The organism is Pseudomonas sp. MOIL14HWK12:I1 (assembly GCF_000510705.1).
Taxonomy (GTDB): Bacteria; Pseudomonadota; Gammaproteobacteria; order Pseudomonadales; family Pseudomonadaceae; genus Chryseomonas; species Chryseomonas oryzihabitans.
In genome coordinates this window covers 358362-372917 of the sequence record NZ_KI783308.1, presented here as the reverse complement: position 1 = coordinate 372917, position 14556 = coordinate 358362, and the positions used below count along the sequence as shown (strand labels likewise).

General features: G+C 67.0%; 12 protein-coding genes and 1 pseudogene. 5 read left to right on the top strand and 8 right to left on the bottom strand.

The features are described from left to right. Positions 1–528 precede the first annotated feature (528 nt). Positions 529–2442: a methyl-accepting chemotaxis protein gene (locus PSEK12I1_RS0119350; RefSeq protein WP_027602625.1), complete on the top strand. Its 1914-nt coding sequence runs from the start codon at positions 529–531 to the stop codon at positions 2440–2442. A 249-nt stretch (positions 2443–2691) separates the two neighbouring features. On the opposite strand, the gene PSEK12I1_RS0119345 is transcribed toward PSEK12I1_RS0119350, so the two are convergent. Continuing rightward, entirely contained in the window at positions 2692–3561 is an 870-nt protein-coding gene (locus PSEK12I1_RS0119345) for a LysR substrate-binding domain-containing protein (RefSeq protein ID WP_027602624.1), read from the bottom strand. Positions 3562–3695: 134 nt separating this feature from the next. Between PSEK12I1_RS0119345 and PSEK12I1_RS0119340 the strand changes: the two genes are divergently transcribed. Further along, positions 3696–4337: a DUF998 domain-containing protein gene (locus PSEK12I1_RS0119340; protein WP_037007252.1), complete on the top strand. Its 642-nt coding sequence runs from the start codon at positions 3696–3698 to the stop codon at positions 4335–4337. A 174-nt stretch (positions 4338–4511) separates the two neighbouring features. On the opposite strand, the gene PSEK12I1_RS24170 is transcribed toward PSEK12I1_RS0119340, so the two are convergent. The 7 genes from PSEK12I1_RS24170 to PSEK12I1_RS0119305 form a co-directional block, all read right to left on the bottom strand. Further along, on the bottom strand, positions 4512–5213 hold the full coding sequence (locus PSEK12I1_RS24170; protein ID WP_051399075.1) for an ATP-dependent Clp protease proteolytic subunit: 702 nt from the start codon (positions 5211–5213) through the stop codon (positions 4512–4514). Between the two features lie 96 nt (positions 5214–5309). Continuing rightward, a complete protein-coding gene (locus tag PSEK12I1_RS0119330; RefSeq protein ID WP_007159345.1) occupies positions 5310–5666 on the bottom strand; it encodes a YajD family HNH nuclease in 357 nt (118 codons plus the stop codon). 78 nt (positions 5667–5744) lie between these two features. Further along, the gene (locus PSEK12I1_RS0119325) at positions 5745–7364 is read right to left on the bottom strand and encodes a bifunctional aspartate transaminase/aspartate 4-decarboxylase (RefSeq protein ID WP_027602622.1); all 1620 of its coding nucleotides are present in this window, start codon (positions 7362–7364) and stop codon (positions 5745–5747) included. Positions 7365–7380: 16 nt separating this feature from the next. Beyond that, positions 7381–9078 (bottom strand): aspartate-alanine antiporter, encoded by a 1698-nt coding sequence (aspT, locus tag PSEK12I1_RS0119320; protein WP_027602621.1) that lies wholly within the window; start codon positions 9076–9078, stop codon positions 7381–7383. Positions 9079–9558: 480 nt separating this feature from the next. Next, complete coding sequence (locus PSEK12I1_RS0119315; RefSeq protein ID WP_027602620.1) at positions 9559–9990, bottom strand: carboxymuconolactone decarboxylase family protein; 432 nt, start codon at positions 9988–9990, stop codon at positions 9559–9561. 3 nt (positions 9991–9993) lie between these two features. Then, positions 9994–10632 (bottom strand): FMN-dependent NADH-azoreductase, encoded by a 639-nt coding sequence (locus tag PSEK12I1_RS0119310; protein ID WP_027602619.1) that lies wholly within the window; start codon positions 10630–10632, stop codon positions 9994–9996. Further along, positions 10629–11075, bottom strand: coding sequence for a GNAT family N-acetyltransferase (locus tag PSEK12I1_RS0119305; protein WP_027602618.1), 447 nt, complete (start codon positions 11073–11075; stop codon positions 10629–10631). The genes PSEK12I1_RS0119310 and PSEK12I1_RS0119305 overlap by 4 nt, the downstream gene beginning before the upstream one ends. Positions 11076–11161: 86 nt before the next feature. Between PSEK12I1_RS0119305 and PSEK12I1_RS0119300 the strand changes: the two genes are divergently transcribed. From PSEK12I1_RS0119300 to PSEK12I1_RS25415, 3 genes and pseudogenes are all read left to right on the top strand, one after another. Beyond that, complete coding sequence (locus PSEK12I1_RS0119300) at positions 11162–12562, top strand: PLP-dependent aminotransferase family protein (protein WP_027602617.1); 1401 nt, start codon at positions 11162–11164, stop codon at positions 12560–12562. A gap of 349 nt (positions 12563–12911) precedes the next feature. Next, positions 12912–13685, top strand: a pseudogene (locus tag PSEK12I1_RS25420) (CHASE3 domain-containing protein); the annotation flags it as partial. Next, positions 13680–14543 (top strand): methyl-accepting chemotaxis protein, encoded by an 864-nt coding sequence (locus tag PSEK12I1_RS25415; protein WP_371099747.1) that lies wholly within the window; start codon positions 13680–13682, stop codon positions 14541–14543. The pseudogene PSEK12I1_RS25420 and the gene PSEK12I1_RS25415, both read left to right, overlap by 6 nt. Positions 14544–14556: the final 13 nt, after the last annotated feature.

Genomic DNA, 14556 nt, shown 5'->3' with positions numbered 1-14556 from the left:
GCGATCCCTACGACGCCCCGGCCTCCAGGTCGGGGCGTTTTTCATGGCGCCCGAAGCAGCCAGCCAGTCCTCTCCGCCATCCAAGCTGGCGCCATATCGTCAAACTAATAGGCAGGAAAAGCCTGAAAAAACAAACAGATACGATGTGGGACCACACAAGACCCTGCCGGCTATCCGGGTAATCACACAGCCTATCGTCCGGACTCGAATATCGCGGCGATTCGCGTTCTATTAAGCAACCCTTAAGCACCGCGGTGGATGAGTTCTCGCCGTCCTTGAGCCGTCCTGACGAGCGCCCTGCCCTCGCCGAGGTCGCGGATCGGGACCCGACGGCAGATGGCTCGGTACCCGCAAAGAGTCCTTGGGGTCAATCCGTGGTTACCCGCACAAGCTGCCAAGCGCCCCCTTCGCGCCGTCCGGTCCTGCCGGCTGGCTGACGAATCGACAGAGGCCGCCGTAACCGCGAAGCACGAGGCGTGAGGCCCCCAGGCCCGCATCATCCAACGCTCCGCTATCCAGGTAGTCCACATGCAGCAAGTTGGCTGGAATCCACTAAGCAATATAAGCGTCAGGGCCAAGCTGGGCCTTGGCTTCGCCCTGCTCATCGGCATGATCCTGCTGGTGGCCTACACCGGCTGGTCGGCCACCGATACCCTGCGCGATCGCAGCGAGCGCATGAACGATATCGCCGGCTACAGCACCCTGGCCCGCGACATGCGCATCGAGCGACTGGTGTATTTCACCAAGGCCGATGACGCCCAGGCGGCCAAGTGGCTCGCCGCCCTGGACAAGACAGAAGGCCAGTTGCAGGCCATCGTCCCGCACTTCAACTCCCCGGCGAACAAGGCCCTGCTCGACGAGGCCGGGGCCGCGCTCAAACGCTATCGCGACTTCTACAACCAGACGATCACCGCCACCCGCGAGCGGGAATCCATCCGCAAGATCGCCAGCAATGCGGCAGAGGCGGCCAATGCCCAGCTGCTGGCACTGGCCGAAGAGGCGAATGGCGAGACCGGCCGCCAGGCCGATCGCCAGCAGCTGGCGGCGCTGTTCATCGGTGTACAGCGGATGAGGGTCGATTTCCGCGGCTACGCCAGCTTACCCGGGAAGGACACTGAGCAGACGGCACGCACCTCCGTCAATGCCACCCTCACCCAGGCCAAGGCGCTCGGCACCACGGCGTTGCCGACCGAGACCGTGCAAAAGCTGGTCGGTGAAATCACCGCCTACGGGCAGCGTCTCGACCAGCTGGTGGCCGCGCAGGCGCAGGTGGATCAGGCGCAGGGCGGTATCACCACCACCATCACCACCCTGCTCGGCATCGCCGACAAGCTCACCGCCATCCAGCAGGAATTCCGCGCGGCCGACGTGGCCGGTGCCCGTCAGCTGCTGTTGATCTGGCTGGCCGTCGCCATCGCCCTGTGCCTGACCTGTGCCTGGCTGATCACCCGCTCCATCGTCAAGCCCTTGCAGGACACCGTGACCCTGGCCAAGCAGGTTGCCAACGGTGACTTCACCCATCAGCAGCAGGTCACGCGCAAGGATGAACTCGGCGCCCTGCAGACCAGCATGCAAGGCATGACCGGCAACCTGCGGCGCCTGATCGGCGAGGTGCGCGACGGGGTGGTTCAGGTGGCCAGTGCCGCCGAGCAGCTGTCGGCGGTCACCGAGCAGACCAGTGCTGGCGTGCAATCGCAAAAGGTCGAGACCGACCAGATCGCCACCGCCATGCAGGAAATGACCGCCACCACCCACGAGGTGGCGCGCAACGCCGGGAATGCTGCCAAGTCCGCACTGGAAGCGAGTCGGCAGGCCCAGCAAGGGGAGCAGTCGGTGAGCAAGGCGGTCGACCAGATCGAGGTGCTGGCCCGGGAAATGGAATCGACCAAGGCCGCCATGGCCACCCTGCGCGGCCATGCCGACAGCATCGGCGGCGTGCTCGACGTGATCAAGGCCGTCTCCGAACAGACCAACCTGCTGGCGCTCAATGCCGCCATCGAAGCCGCCCGCGCCGGCGAGGCGGGCCGCGGCTTTGCCGTGGTCGCGGACGAGGTCCGCGGCCTGGCCCAGCGCACCCGCTCCTCGACCGACGAGATCGCCCAGCTCATCACCGGGCTGCACCAGAGCACCGATCGCATGGCGACGGTGCTCGACCACAACGTGCAGCTGACCGACAGCAGCGTCGGCCTGTCGCGCGAGGCGGGCGAGATGCTCAAGCGCATCACCCAGTCGGTCAAGGACATCGAATCGATGAACGAACAGATCGCCTGCGCCGCCGAGCAGCAGAGTTCGGCCGGCGAGGAGATCAGCCGCAATGTCACCAACGTCCGCGACATCTCCGACCAGACCGCGGCCGCCAGCGAGGAGACGGCTTCCTCGAGCATGGAGCTGGCCCGCATCGGCGTGCGCCTGCAGGAGATGACGGCGCGCTTCAAGGTGTAGGTCTGGCGCCGGGGCTTCCCTCACCCCGACCCTCTCCCCCAGGGAGAGGAGGCGCACCCGGTGTGGCCCGCGTAGGGTGGAAAACGGCGCAGCCTTTTCCACGCGAAAGAGCCCGCTGCGATAGCGGCTTCGCTGCAAACCAGCCTGCAGATCCCTTACCGCGCCCCCAGGGAGAGGGGGCGTACCCGCTATACCCCAGCGCAGGGTGGAAAACGGCGCAGCCTTATCCACCCTCGGGTAGCGACTCCCCTACTCCAGGCTGGCCTCTTCCAGCAACCACCGCTCGAAAAGCGCCAGCGTCGGATCGACGGCCTCCGCGGGACGGGTCACCAGCACATAGCGCTCGCGCAATTCCGGCATGGCCGGCCAGGGCGCCTGGAGGCGGCCGGTGGCCAGGTCTTCCTCGATGTAGCGCTGGGGCACCAGAGCCATGCCGAAACCGGCCTTGGCGGCCTCGATCAGCAGCGAATAGCGATCATAGGTAGGGCCGGTCGCCTGGGCACCCAAGGGCAGTCCGGTGAGCGCGGCATAACGACGCCAGCTGTGCGGACTCTCCCGCTTGTGCAACAACGGCAGACTGGCTGGCGGCTGCTCGGCCAGCTGCGGATGACAGACCGCGACCAGTTGCGCCTCGAACAGCCGTTGCACCCTCAGGCTCTGCCAGGCCGGATGCTCGTAGTTGATCGCGGCATGCAGGCCGCTGTCCTCCAGGGCGAAGGGCTGCGTCCGCTCGCGCAGGTTGACCTGGATCTCCGGATGGCGCTCGTGGAAACGCGCCAGGAGGGGGATCAGCCAGCGACCGGCCAGGGTCGGGATGACGCCGATCTCCAGCGTCGTGGCGCCGCGGGCCTGGGCGATCAGTTGCTGGGTATGGCGCTCGATGTCGGCGAGCGCCGTGCGCATCTGCGCAGCATAGCCGGCACCGGCGGCGGAGAGCTCGACGCGATTGCCGATCCGATTGAACAGCCGGACACCCACCGCAGCCTCCAGCTTGGCGATCTGCCGGCTGATGGCGCCCTCACTCAGCGCCAGTTCCTGCGCGGCCCTGGCGAAGCTGAGATGGCGGGCAGCCGCTTCCAGGGCCACCAGCGCCGTGGTGCTGGGCAGGCGTCTAGTCATCGGCGGTCATCCTTGGCGGCGGGGCGGCACAGGATGACGCCTGGGCAAGCTGCCTTGCAAAAAAATCCGTAACGCTCGCCGGCCAGCGCCTCCTAGCATGAGCGGACCTGAAGACCAAGGAAGCGCGAGCCATGATGACGAGGACGTCCACCTTGAACAGGGTCGACCGGGTTCTGCTGGGCATGGGCCTGGTGATTCCTGTCTGGTTGACGATCGGTGTAGGACTGACCGCCCTGGCCTATCCCGGCTATAGCCATGTCGACCACGCCCTGAGTCGGTTGGGCGCCATCGATGCGCCCACCCAGGGCTTTTCCGCCTGGATCAACAACCTGCCGCTCGGCGTGCTCTTCGTGCTGGTGGCCCTGGGCCTGGCCCGGCGCTTTCGCGGTTCGCGCCTGGCCCGCCTGAGTGCGGTCCTGATCCTGCTGCATGGTCTGGCGAGCTTCGCCACCGGCGTCTTTCCCTGCGATCAGGGCTGCGCCCCAGTGCAGCCCTCGCGCTCGCAAACGCTGCACAACCTGGCGGGCCTGGTGATGTTCCTGTCGCTAACCCTGGCCAGCGCACTCTGGGGCTGGCTTGGCAGGCGCCTGCTGGCCTCGCCGGGCTTTGCCTGCTTCTCGATCCTCTGTACCGCGCTGGCGCTAATCACCGCGGCCCTGATGGCGGGAGCGGTCACCGACGGCCAGGGCTTCGGACTCTACCAGCGCCTCAACTACGCCACGGGCGTCTGCTGGCTCGCGGTCCTGGCCTGGCTGGCCCGGCACGAACGCGGGTAACCGGCGGCCAGCAGCACGCAGACGAACGCCGCAGGCATCGCCACCTGATATCGCCGAACGTTCGGCGCTGACCGGCAAGGTGCGCGCCTTCATCGACTTTCTCGAAGAGGCGTTGCAGACCCGCGACGGGACGGTGCCCGCTCACTGAACAGGCCTGCGTCGGCAGCGCTGCGGTCAGTGCCCCCCGCCGTCGGTGACGAAGTAGGTAGCCCGGTCCAGGCCGCGTGGCAACTGCTCAGGGGTTCGGTTGATCAGGCCGATGTCCTTGGCGGCATCGTAGCCCAGGCGCCGTCTATTGCTCTCGGAGGACAGCAGGGTGGTGAGCTCCTCCGGCGCCAGCTTGAGGCAGCCCTTGTAGATCTCACTGAACTTGAGGTTCGCCCGTTCCGCATCCTCGAAGGCCTGCCTGGCCTGGTCGGGCTTCATGTAGCCGTTGACGGCGATGGACGTCGCGGCCGGATGCAGGAGAAAGGTGGACAACGGCGCGGCATAGCGATCCTCGGTCGCGCAGTAGATCAGCGTGGCGGAAGAGTCCGTCGCGGCGGCATTGATGGTGTTTAGATGCAGCGGATAGTGCCGGATGAATTCGTAGGCCACATAGCCCGCCTCCATGTTGCCACCATGGCTGTTGAGATAGAGATTGACGTTCTTGACGGCGGGGTATTTGAAAGCGATGTCGCTCAGGGCGGCCAGCAGGGAGCTGACCGCTCGATCGCTGATGCCGCTGTTGAAGTACACCGAGGCGGTGTCGGCAGTGGCCGCACCGCCCTCCCCGCGGATGACGGTCATGTCGGCCGCAGCCTCCGTCAGCCAGCTCGCGGCCAGCAGCGCCAGGACGACCCTGGACAGCCGTGGCGCACGCGTCGAACGTCTCATCCCTGCTCGCTCCCTTCTCGGCATCAGGCCTGAAAAGGTAGATAGCGAGCCTTAAGGTCGGCTTAACCCATCGGGGTGCGCAGGTTCGCGCTGGCCTCAGTCCTTTTTCAGCAGCCCGGCCAGTCCGGCGAAGGGATTGTGGGTGGCCTGGGCCACCTTGGGCGAGCTCAGGGAGCTGTCGCTGAAATACTGCTGATCGGTGTAGCGGCTGTGCTCGTTGTCGTGGCAGTACAGGCACAGCAACTCCCAGTTGGAGCCGTCCTGGGGATTGTTGTCGTGGTTGTGGTCACGGTGGTGCACGGTCAGCTCGCTCAGGCGCTTGCCGGAGAATTCGCGGGCACAGCGACCGCAGACGTGGGGATACATCTTCAGCGCCTTGTCGCGGTAACCGCGTTCGCGCTCGCGCTGGGTCTCGGCGAGGATTCGATCCAGCTTCGAGGTATCGGTGGCCATGCTGCGTCCTGAGGGGTCGTGTCGGGAGGCTCAGTATAGCCCGCGCCTGGCCCCGCGGGTGATCAGGCACGAGTCCACTCAGGGCTTCGGCTGGGCGCCTCCCTCCTCCCCCTCGAATTCGGCGAAATACTGCTCCGCCATGGCCCGCAACGAGCGGCCGATGTTGGCGTACTCGTATTCGTTGAGGTTGGCGAGGGACACCCGGGCAGCCGGTTGCTGGGTGCCGAAGCCCTTGCCGGGGAGGAGCACGATGCCGGTCTCCCTGGCGATGCGGAACAGCAGGTCGCCACTGCTGAATTTGGCCTTCACCCAGGTGGCGAAGGCGTCGCCATGGAGCTTGCGCGCCAGGTCTTCCAGATCCAGCAGGGTGTAATAGTCGACGGCGTTGGGATCGTTCTCCGGGGCGACGCCCAGTTCGCGATAGAGAGCGGCTTCACGGCGCCGCACCAGCTTTTTCAGCTCGGTCTTGTAGCCGTCGCTTTCGTCCATCAGGGCGAACAGCGCGAACAGCACCATCTGCACCTGCTGCGGCGTGGAGAGCCCGGCCGTGTGGTTGAGCGCCACGGTGCGGCTGTCGGCGACGAGCCGATCGAGGAATTTGAGGCCGCGCACGTCCGGCAGCAGGCTGCCGTAGCGGCGGTCCAGGGCGGCCTTGGTCGCCTCGGGCAGTTCGGCCAGGGCCTGGTCGAAGATGCTGTCCTTGTGCGCGCCTATCACCCCCAGACGCCAGCCGGTGGCACCGAAGTACTTGGAGAAGGAATACACCAGCAGGGTGTTGCGCGGGCAGGTGGCGAACAGCGAACGGAAGTCGTCGGCGAAGGTGCCGTAGACATCGTCGGTGAGGATGAAGAGGTCCGGACGCGCCTCGGCGACGAGGCGGGCGACGGTGGCCAGGCTGCGGTCGTCCATCTTCACCGAGGCCGGATTGCTGGGGTTGATGCAGAAGAAGATCTTGATCGTCGGATCGCGCAGCTTATCGAGTTCGCTGTCCGGATACTGCCAGTTCGCCTGGGGATCGGCGTGGATGTGCACCTGCTCCAGCCCGAATTCTTCCAGCTCCGGGATCTCGATGTAGGGGGTGAAGGCCGGCATGCCGATGGCTACCTTGTCGCCCCGCTTGACCAGGCCGTTCTGCTGCAGCGAATGGAAGATGTAGGTCATGGCGGCCGTGCCGCCCTCCACGGCGAAGAGGTCGACCGAGCCGGCGGGCACGTAGCCGCCGATCATCTCCTTGACGATGTAGTGGCTGACCACCTGCTCGGAGATCTTGAGCATGCGCGGCGGCACCGGGTAGTTGGCACCGAGGATGCCCTCCACCATCTCGTGGAGAAAGGCCGAGGCCGACAGGCCCAGCTGGTCGCGCACATAGCTCAGGCTCTTGGCCAGGAACAGCACGCCGGGCTGGTCGCGGTGTTCGGCGGTATAGCGCTCGAAGCGCGCCTCGATGCCATCGATCTGCGGCAGGCCGCCGACCCCGTGGGGCATGTAGGAATAGGACAGTTCCGCCTCACTGGTGGCGAACAGGCCGAGGCGGAAGAAGGCCCGCCGCGGCAGGGTCGCCAGGAAGTTGGGATTGCCGCGACCGGCGTTGAGCATCAGGCAGTTCTCGCTGCCCGAGGCGAGCTTGATCAGTTCGTCCTTGAGTTCGAACGGACTCAGTTTGGCGTACTGGGCGTAATCGTCTTGAACTTCGCTCATGACTTGTTTCCTTCGGTTAGGCGAAGGCCACGACCAGTGGCCCGAGCAGGGTGAGAAACACGTTGGCCAGGGCGTAGGTGACCGCGAAGGGCACCGTGGGGATCGAGTTGCCGGCCTTGTCCAGCACCTCGCCGAAGGCGGGGTTGGCGCTGCGCGCACCGGCGACGGCCCCGGCGAACAGCGCCAGGTTGCGGTAGCGCAGCACATAGCGACCGACCAGGATGGTGATGACGATGGGCACCACGCAGACCACCACCCCGATGAGGAAGATGGAGAGGCCCTGGGTGGCGATGGTCTCCACCGCCTGGCGCCCGGACTGCAGCCCCACCACCGCCACGAAGCCGGCCAGGCCAAGGTCGCGCAACAGGGTCGAGGCCGGCAACGGCAGGTTGCCGCGGGTCAGGTGGCGACTGCGATACCAGCCAAAGACCAGGCCGGCGATCAGCGCCCCGCCGCCGCTGCCCAGGGTCAGGGGGATGGCGCCCAGCCGGATCACGACCAGGCCGATGAGCAGCCCGACGGCCAGACCGAAGCCATGGAAGACGAAGTCGGTCTTGTCGCTGGGGACGATGATGGAGCCGACCTGCTGGGCGACTCTCTGGATGTCGTCCGGGGTGCCATAGAGGGTGACCAGGTCACCTGCCTCGATGACGGTATCGGGCTCCAGCGCCAGGGGCCGCCCGGCGCGTTTCACGCCAACCACGTAGACGCCGTGGCGCAGGGCCTGGCTGGCGGCCTGGCGGATCTCGGCCACGCGGCGACCGACGAAGGCCGGGTTGTCGAGGCTGACGTCGCGCTGCACCACCACCACGTCCATGTCGGGCGAGGACTGCAACTCGGCGCCCAGGCGCCCGGCGATGGCCACCACCCCGGCGCGCCGCCCCACCACCAGCACCACGTCGCCGGCTTCCAGCACCGTCGTCGGGGTCACCCCGACCAGGGCGCCGCCGCGCTTGATGCGCTCGATGGTGAGGGCCGCCTGGGGATCGCCCTGGTCGCTGACCTCCAGCTGTGCCACGGTCTGGCCGGCCGCCTGGTCGATGCGATAGAGCCGTCCCACCAGCGGCGGGATGGCGGGCAATTCCCCCGGACCATAGACCTTGGCCCCGGCCAGCAACTCGGCCTCGGCCTGGGTCGCATCGTCGCGGATGCTGCGCCGCATGAACCAGGGCAGCACATTGACGCAGAGGATGATGGCGCCAAAGGAGCCGAAGATGTAGGTCACCGCATAGCCCACGGCGACGTTGCCCTGCAGTGCCTGGATCTGCTCCAGCGGCAAGTCGAGCTTGGCGATGGCGGCGCTGGCGGTGCCGATGATGGCGGACTGAGTCATGGAGCCCGCGGCGATCCCCGCGGCGATGCCCTTATCGAGGCCGAACAGCCGGGCGCAGGCGATGACGGTCAGCAGGCCGCTGAGCGCCATCACCGCGGCCAGGACGATCTCGCGCAACGATTGCCGACCCAGGGAGCGAAAGAACTGCGGTCCGCTCTCGAAGCCTACGGCGTAGATGAACAGCGCGAAGAGCACCGACTTGATGCCGTTGTCGATGCTGATGCCGATCTGGCTGATGACCACCGCCACCAGCAGCGAGCCGGCGACCCCACCCAGCTGGAATTTGCCGAACTGGATGCTGCCGACCCAGTAACCGATGGCCAGGGACAGGAACAGGGCCAGTTCCGGTGCCTGATTCAAGATCTGCCGCAGGTATTCCATGGGAGCCGCCTTCGACCAGGGATTCGAGAGCGGAACGAAGTGAAGGGGGTTCGGGCTGGCCTTCGAACGGCCCGGCGAGCCACGGCTCCACCTGCTACGCCACCTTGCCCTGCAGGAAACTCCTGACAGCGAGGGCGCCCCGCCGACGTTAGTCTGGTCATATGAAGACCTATGGCGGCATGGCCCAAAGAACCTAAGCACAGCATTCTAGAGCTGTCAAAAGCGCAGCCACCGCGAATCGGCGCCGCGAAGACAGACTTCGCGGGCGTGAAATCCGCTCCCCATGGCGGGGCTCGGCAGGCCACCGGCAGCCCGCCGACACTGGCCTGGCAGGAAGGTCGAGCGCGCCAGCGCCTGGCGTTCTTCGGGTGGAACTCACCTGGCACCCCTACCTGCCATTCATCGGGTACTTCGGCGCGGTTCATCCGGGTTTCGGGTGATCCTTTCGCCCTCGGCCGCGCCCCTTGGCCGCGTCACCGGCTAGAGCTTCATGCCCACCGCGAGCCGGTTGAAGGCGTTCATCAGCGCCACGACAAAGGTGAGGTCGGAGATTTCGGCATCGCTGAAATGCGTCCTCAGCGATTCATAGACGGCATCGGGCGCGCCCTTGTCGGCGACGGCGGTCAGGGTCTCGGCCCATTCCAGGGCCGCGCGCTCGCGAGCGTCGAACAGCTCGCTGATGCGCCAGCCGGCCAGGCGATCCAGCTTGGCCTGGCTGACGCCCTGCCCACGCAGGGTCTCGGCGTGCTTGCCCAGGCAGAAGGCGCAGCCGTTGATCTGGGAGATGCGCAGGTAGATCAGCTCCACCATTTCCAGGCCGAGGGCGCTCTGCGCCAGGGCCTGGCCCGTGGCGATCAGCCCCTGATAGGCGGCGGGCGAGAGGGTGGAAAACGGCAGTCGTAGTTGGCTCATGGCTTACTCCAGGGTCGTGGTCACAGGGTGGGCGAGATGGCGGAAGGGCACCTCGCGGGAGAGTTGTTCACGGGCGCTCGCCAGGGTGTCGGCCACCTCAGCCGGGTCGCCGACCAGGCCCTCCAGATAGCTGAAGTGCAGGTCCAACAGCCCGAGCGTGCCCAGGGCATGGCGCACGTAGGAGGTCAGGAAATCCGGCTGCCGTGCGCGTGGCCCGCGGTGATGACCGCCCGAACTGACCAGCAGATAGACCGGCCGGTCGGCCAGCAGGCCGCGCTTGCCCTCGGCGGTGGACTCGAAGGTGCGGCCGATGCGCAGTACGAAGTCCAGCCACAGCTTGAGCGCCGCCGGCAGGGTGAAGTTGTGCAACGGCGTATTGATCAGCAGCAGGTCACTGGCCTCCAGCTCGCCGATGAGGGTTTCGGACAGGGCGAATACCGGTGCCTCCGGTGGCGTCCGCCGGGTCAGGGCCCCGGCATAGTCGGCGCTCAGCGGTGGCAGCGGCGCGGTAGCCAGATCCCGCTCCAGTACCTGCAGGCGGGGATAGCCCTGGCGCAGGGCAGCCAGGAGTTCGCCGGCCAGCCGATGCCCGTGGGAGGCGGCCGGGCGCGGACTGGCGTTGAGGTAGAGGACGGTCTTCATGCCGGCACCTCTCCGCTCAGGCGCTCGGCGAAATGCAGGCCACGGGCGAGCAGGCCCTGACGGAAATAGAAACGCTGGGCCAGGGGCATATGCAGCCCGGTATCCAGGATCAGATGGGAGCAGCCGCGCTCCAGGGCCTCGCTACGGACCGCTGCCAGCAGGCGGGCCCCCAGGCCATCGCGCTGGCGAGCCGGCGCCACCACCAGATCGTCCACATAGAGGAAACGACCGTAGAGCAGATTTTCCAGTTCGCGGTAACCGGCCAGGCCGACCACCCCGCCCTCCAGGGCGGCCAGCAGCCGATAACCCTGAGCCGCCTGGCGCTGAAGTTGCGCCTGGTAGCGCTCGGCGTCGGCGAGATGGGGGCGCAGAACCTGCATCAGCGGCAGACTGGCCTGGCACAGGGGATGATCGGGCAGCAGTGGCTGGAAGGTCAGGGCCATGGTGAGGGTCTCCAGGAAAGATGCCGCCACTCTAGGCCGCCAATGGCCTAGGCTATAGAGCCAAGAAAGCTACAAACGACCAGGCCATGACCCTGAACGGCGCCCTCGACAGCCGCCTTGCCCTGCCGCTCTATCGCCAGCTCTACCAGCGCTTTCGCCAGGCGCTGGACGAGGGCCAGCTGCGACCCGGTGACCGGGTCCCGGCGGTGCGCGCCCTGGCGGCGGAGTTGAACGTGGCCCGGGGCACGGTGGAAATGGCCTACCAGCAGCTGATCGCCGAAGGCTTTCTACTGCCGCGCGGTCCGGCCGGGACCATCGTCTCGCCGCAGTGGAGTCGCCCGACCGCTCCACCAGCGGCCGTACCCTCCTCACCGACGGCCTCGGCAACCCATGCCGGCGGCGCGCCGTTGCCGCTGCAGCTGGGTCTGCCGGCGCTGGACGCCTTCCCGCGCAAGCTCTGGACGCGCCTGGCCGCGCGGCAACTGCGCAGCCAGGGACTGGAGGGTCTGGTCTATCCCGATGCCCGGGGTCACGCCGGCTTGCGCGCCGCCCTCGCCACCTACCTCGGCCTGTCCCGCGGGATCGCCTGTCGTCCGGAGCAGGTGTTCGTCTGCGCGGGCTATCGCGCCTGCCTGGATCTGATCGTGCAGACGCTGCTGGCGCCGGGTGCTGCCTGCTGGTTCGAGGAGCCCGGCTATTTCATCGCCCGCCGGGCATTGCAGGACGCCGGCCTGGAACTGGTGCCGGTTCCCGTGGACGCAGCGGGACTGGATGTCGCCGCCGGCCTCGCCCGGGCACCGACCGCCCGTTGCGCCCTGGTCACCCCCAGTCACCAGAGCCCGCTGGGCGTGTCTCTCGCCCTGCCCCGGCGGCTGGCACTGCTGGACTGGGCGGGGCGGCAGAACGCCTGGATCATCGAGGACGACTACGACAGCGAATACCGCTATCAGGGCAAGCCGCTGCCCGCGCTCAAGAGTCTGGATGACGGAGGACGGGTGCTCTACACCGGTACCTTCAGCAAGGTGCTGTTTCCCGGCCTGCGCCTCGCCTACCTAGTGGTGCCGCCCGGTCAGGTCGCCGCCTTCGGTCGCAGCGCCGACCGCTTGCACAACCACGCGCCCCTGCTGCTGCAGGGCACGGTGGCGAGCTTTCTCGAAGAAGGGCATTTCGCCCGCCATCTCAATCGCATGCGCACCCTCTACCGACAGCGCCGCCTGTGGCTGGCCGAGGCGCTGACGAGCGCGCTGGGCGACGCGATGCGGATCGACCTGCAGGCCGGCGGCCTGCACCTGCTGGCACGCCTGACCCAGGGCGACGATCGCCGCTGGGCGGAGGCCGCCCAGGCCGACGGCCTGGCGGTCCAGGCCCTGTCTCGCTGGTATCTGGAGACGCCCAGTGCCCAGGGCCTGCTGCTGGGCTTCACCAATGTCGTCAGCGCGGCGGAAGCCGTCGCCCTGGCCCGGCGGCTGGCTCAGCTGGCGCCCTGACCGCTCGCTGTTCGTCTCGGCCCTTCGCCCGTCCCGTCATCAGGGGCTGCACCGAAGCGCAAAAATGTTTATTGCGTCACATAAAACTTTTTCAGGTGCGACCGTTCAAAGACCAGGTTCGGAGGCTCTAGCCTGCCACTCTTGATTGGAAACAAAGCCTTTTTTGGCACCCACTCCGCAGGGAGCGGCGCGAGCGGAGTCACCCGCGATACCTGCACTACCAGGAGCCACGCTTCCCTGCCGTCCACGCAAGACACGGATCAGTCGCGTTTCCCTCCGCTCGTTCGCTGTACTCCCAAAACGTTGCCCTCTGGGCGTGAGTCGACAACCTGGCGCGTGAGGCCTTCCCATGCTGCAACAGCTGACCATCGCGAACAAACTCAGACTCGGCTTCGGTGCCATTCTGGTCATCATCCTGGCGCTGATCCTGGCGGCCCGGCAGGGCTTCAACCAGGTCAATCTGGCGGTTCAGCAGAACATTCATTCCTACCATGTCCTGCAGGATTCGGACGCGGCCCTGCTGGCGCTGGTCAACATGGAAACCGGCATGCGCGGTTTCGCCCTGACCGGCAAGGAAGAGTTTCTCGAACCCCTGAACAGGGGTGAGCAGCGCTTCGCCGAGCAGTTGCAGGAGCTGACTCAGCTCACTCGCGACAACCCCGCCCAGCAGGCCGATCTGGCCCAGCTGGGCCAGGCCAAGCAGCAGTGGAATAGCGAGTCCGTCCAGCAGATCCTGGCGTTGCGCCGGCAGGTCAATGCCGGTACCCAGCCGCTGGATGCCCTGACCGCCCGCATCGCCACCGCCCAGGACAAGGGCAGGATGGATGGCATGCGCGAGTTGCTGGCGCAGATCAAGACCCGTGAGAACGCCTTGCTGGACGGCCGGACCCAGTCGATGGCCGACGCCAAGCAGCAGGCCATGGCGATCCTCATCAGTGGTGGCATCCTCGCCGCCCTGCTGGCGCTGGGCATCGCCTGGTCGCTGACCCGTACCATCGTTGGGCGGCTCAACCAGACCGTCGCCATCGCCCGCACCATCGCCGCCGGCCAGCTGGATTCGCCGATTCCCACTGGCGGACGCGACGAACTGGGCCAGCTGCTGACCGCCTTCGGCCAGATGCAGGACAAGCTGCGCGGCATGATCCAGGGGATCAAGCAGGGCACCGACCAGTTGGTGGCCGCCTCCCACAGCATCTCGGCCAATTCCCAGCAGCTGTCCGCCGCTGCCCAGGAACAGTCCAGCGCCGCCTCCAGCATGGCGGCTACCGTGGAAGAGCTGACCGTGAGCATCAACCACGTTTCCGACAACGCCGGGGAAGCCCACGACCTCTCCAGCCAGTCGGGCCGACTGGCCCAGGACGGTGGCCAGACCATCCAGGCCTCGGTGGACAGCATGAGATCCATCGCCGGCACGGTGCAGTCCTCGGCCGCCCGCATCGGCGAACTGGGCGAGCATTCCGAGCGGGTCTCCTCCATCGTCAGCGTGATCAAGGGCATCGCCGACCAGACCAACCTGCTGGCGTTGAATGCCGCCATCGAGGCGGCGCGGGCCGGCGAACAGGGACGCGGTTTCGCCGTGGTGGCCGACGAGGTGCGCCAGCTGGCGCAACGCACCACCAATTCCACCCAGGAGATCGCCGCCATGATCGAGAAGATCCAGGCGGCGACCCAGGCCGCCATGAGCGACATGGAAGTGGGCGTGCGCCAGGTCAACGGTGGGGTCGACCTGGCCAACCAGGCGGGTGAGGCGGTGGTCAGTATCAACACCGCCTCGGACAAGGTGGTGCGGGTGGTCAACCAGATCTCCCTGGCCCTGCGCGAGCAGACCGCCGCCAGCCACGACGTGGCCCGTACCGTGGAGCGCCTGGCGCAGATGGCCCAGCAGAACAGCGAAGCCATCGGCGAGACGGTGCAGACCGCAGTGTCCCTCGACGCCCTGGCCAACGACCTGAATCGCCAGATCGGGCAGTTCCGCTGCTAGCGCCAGAGGCGGG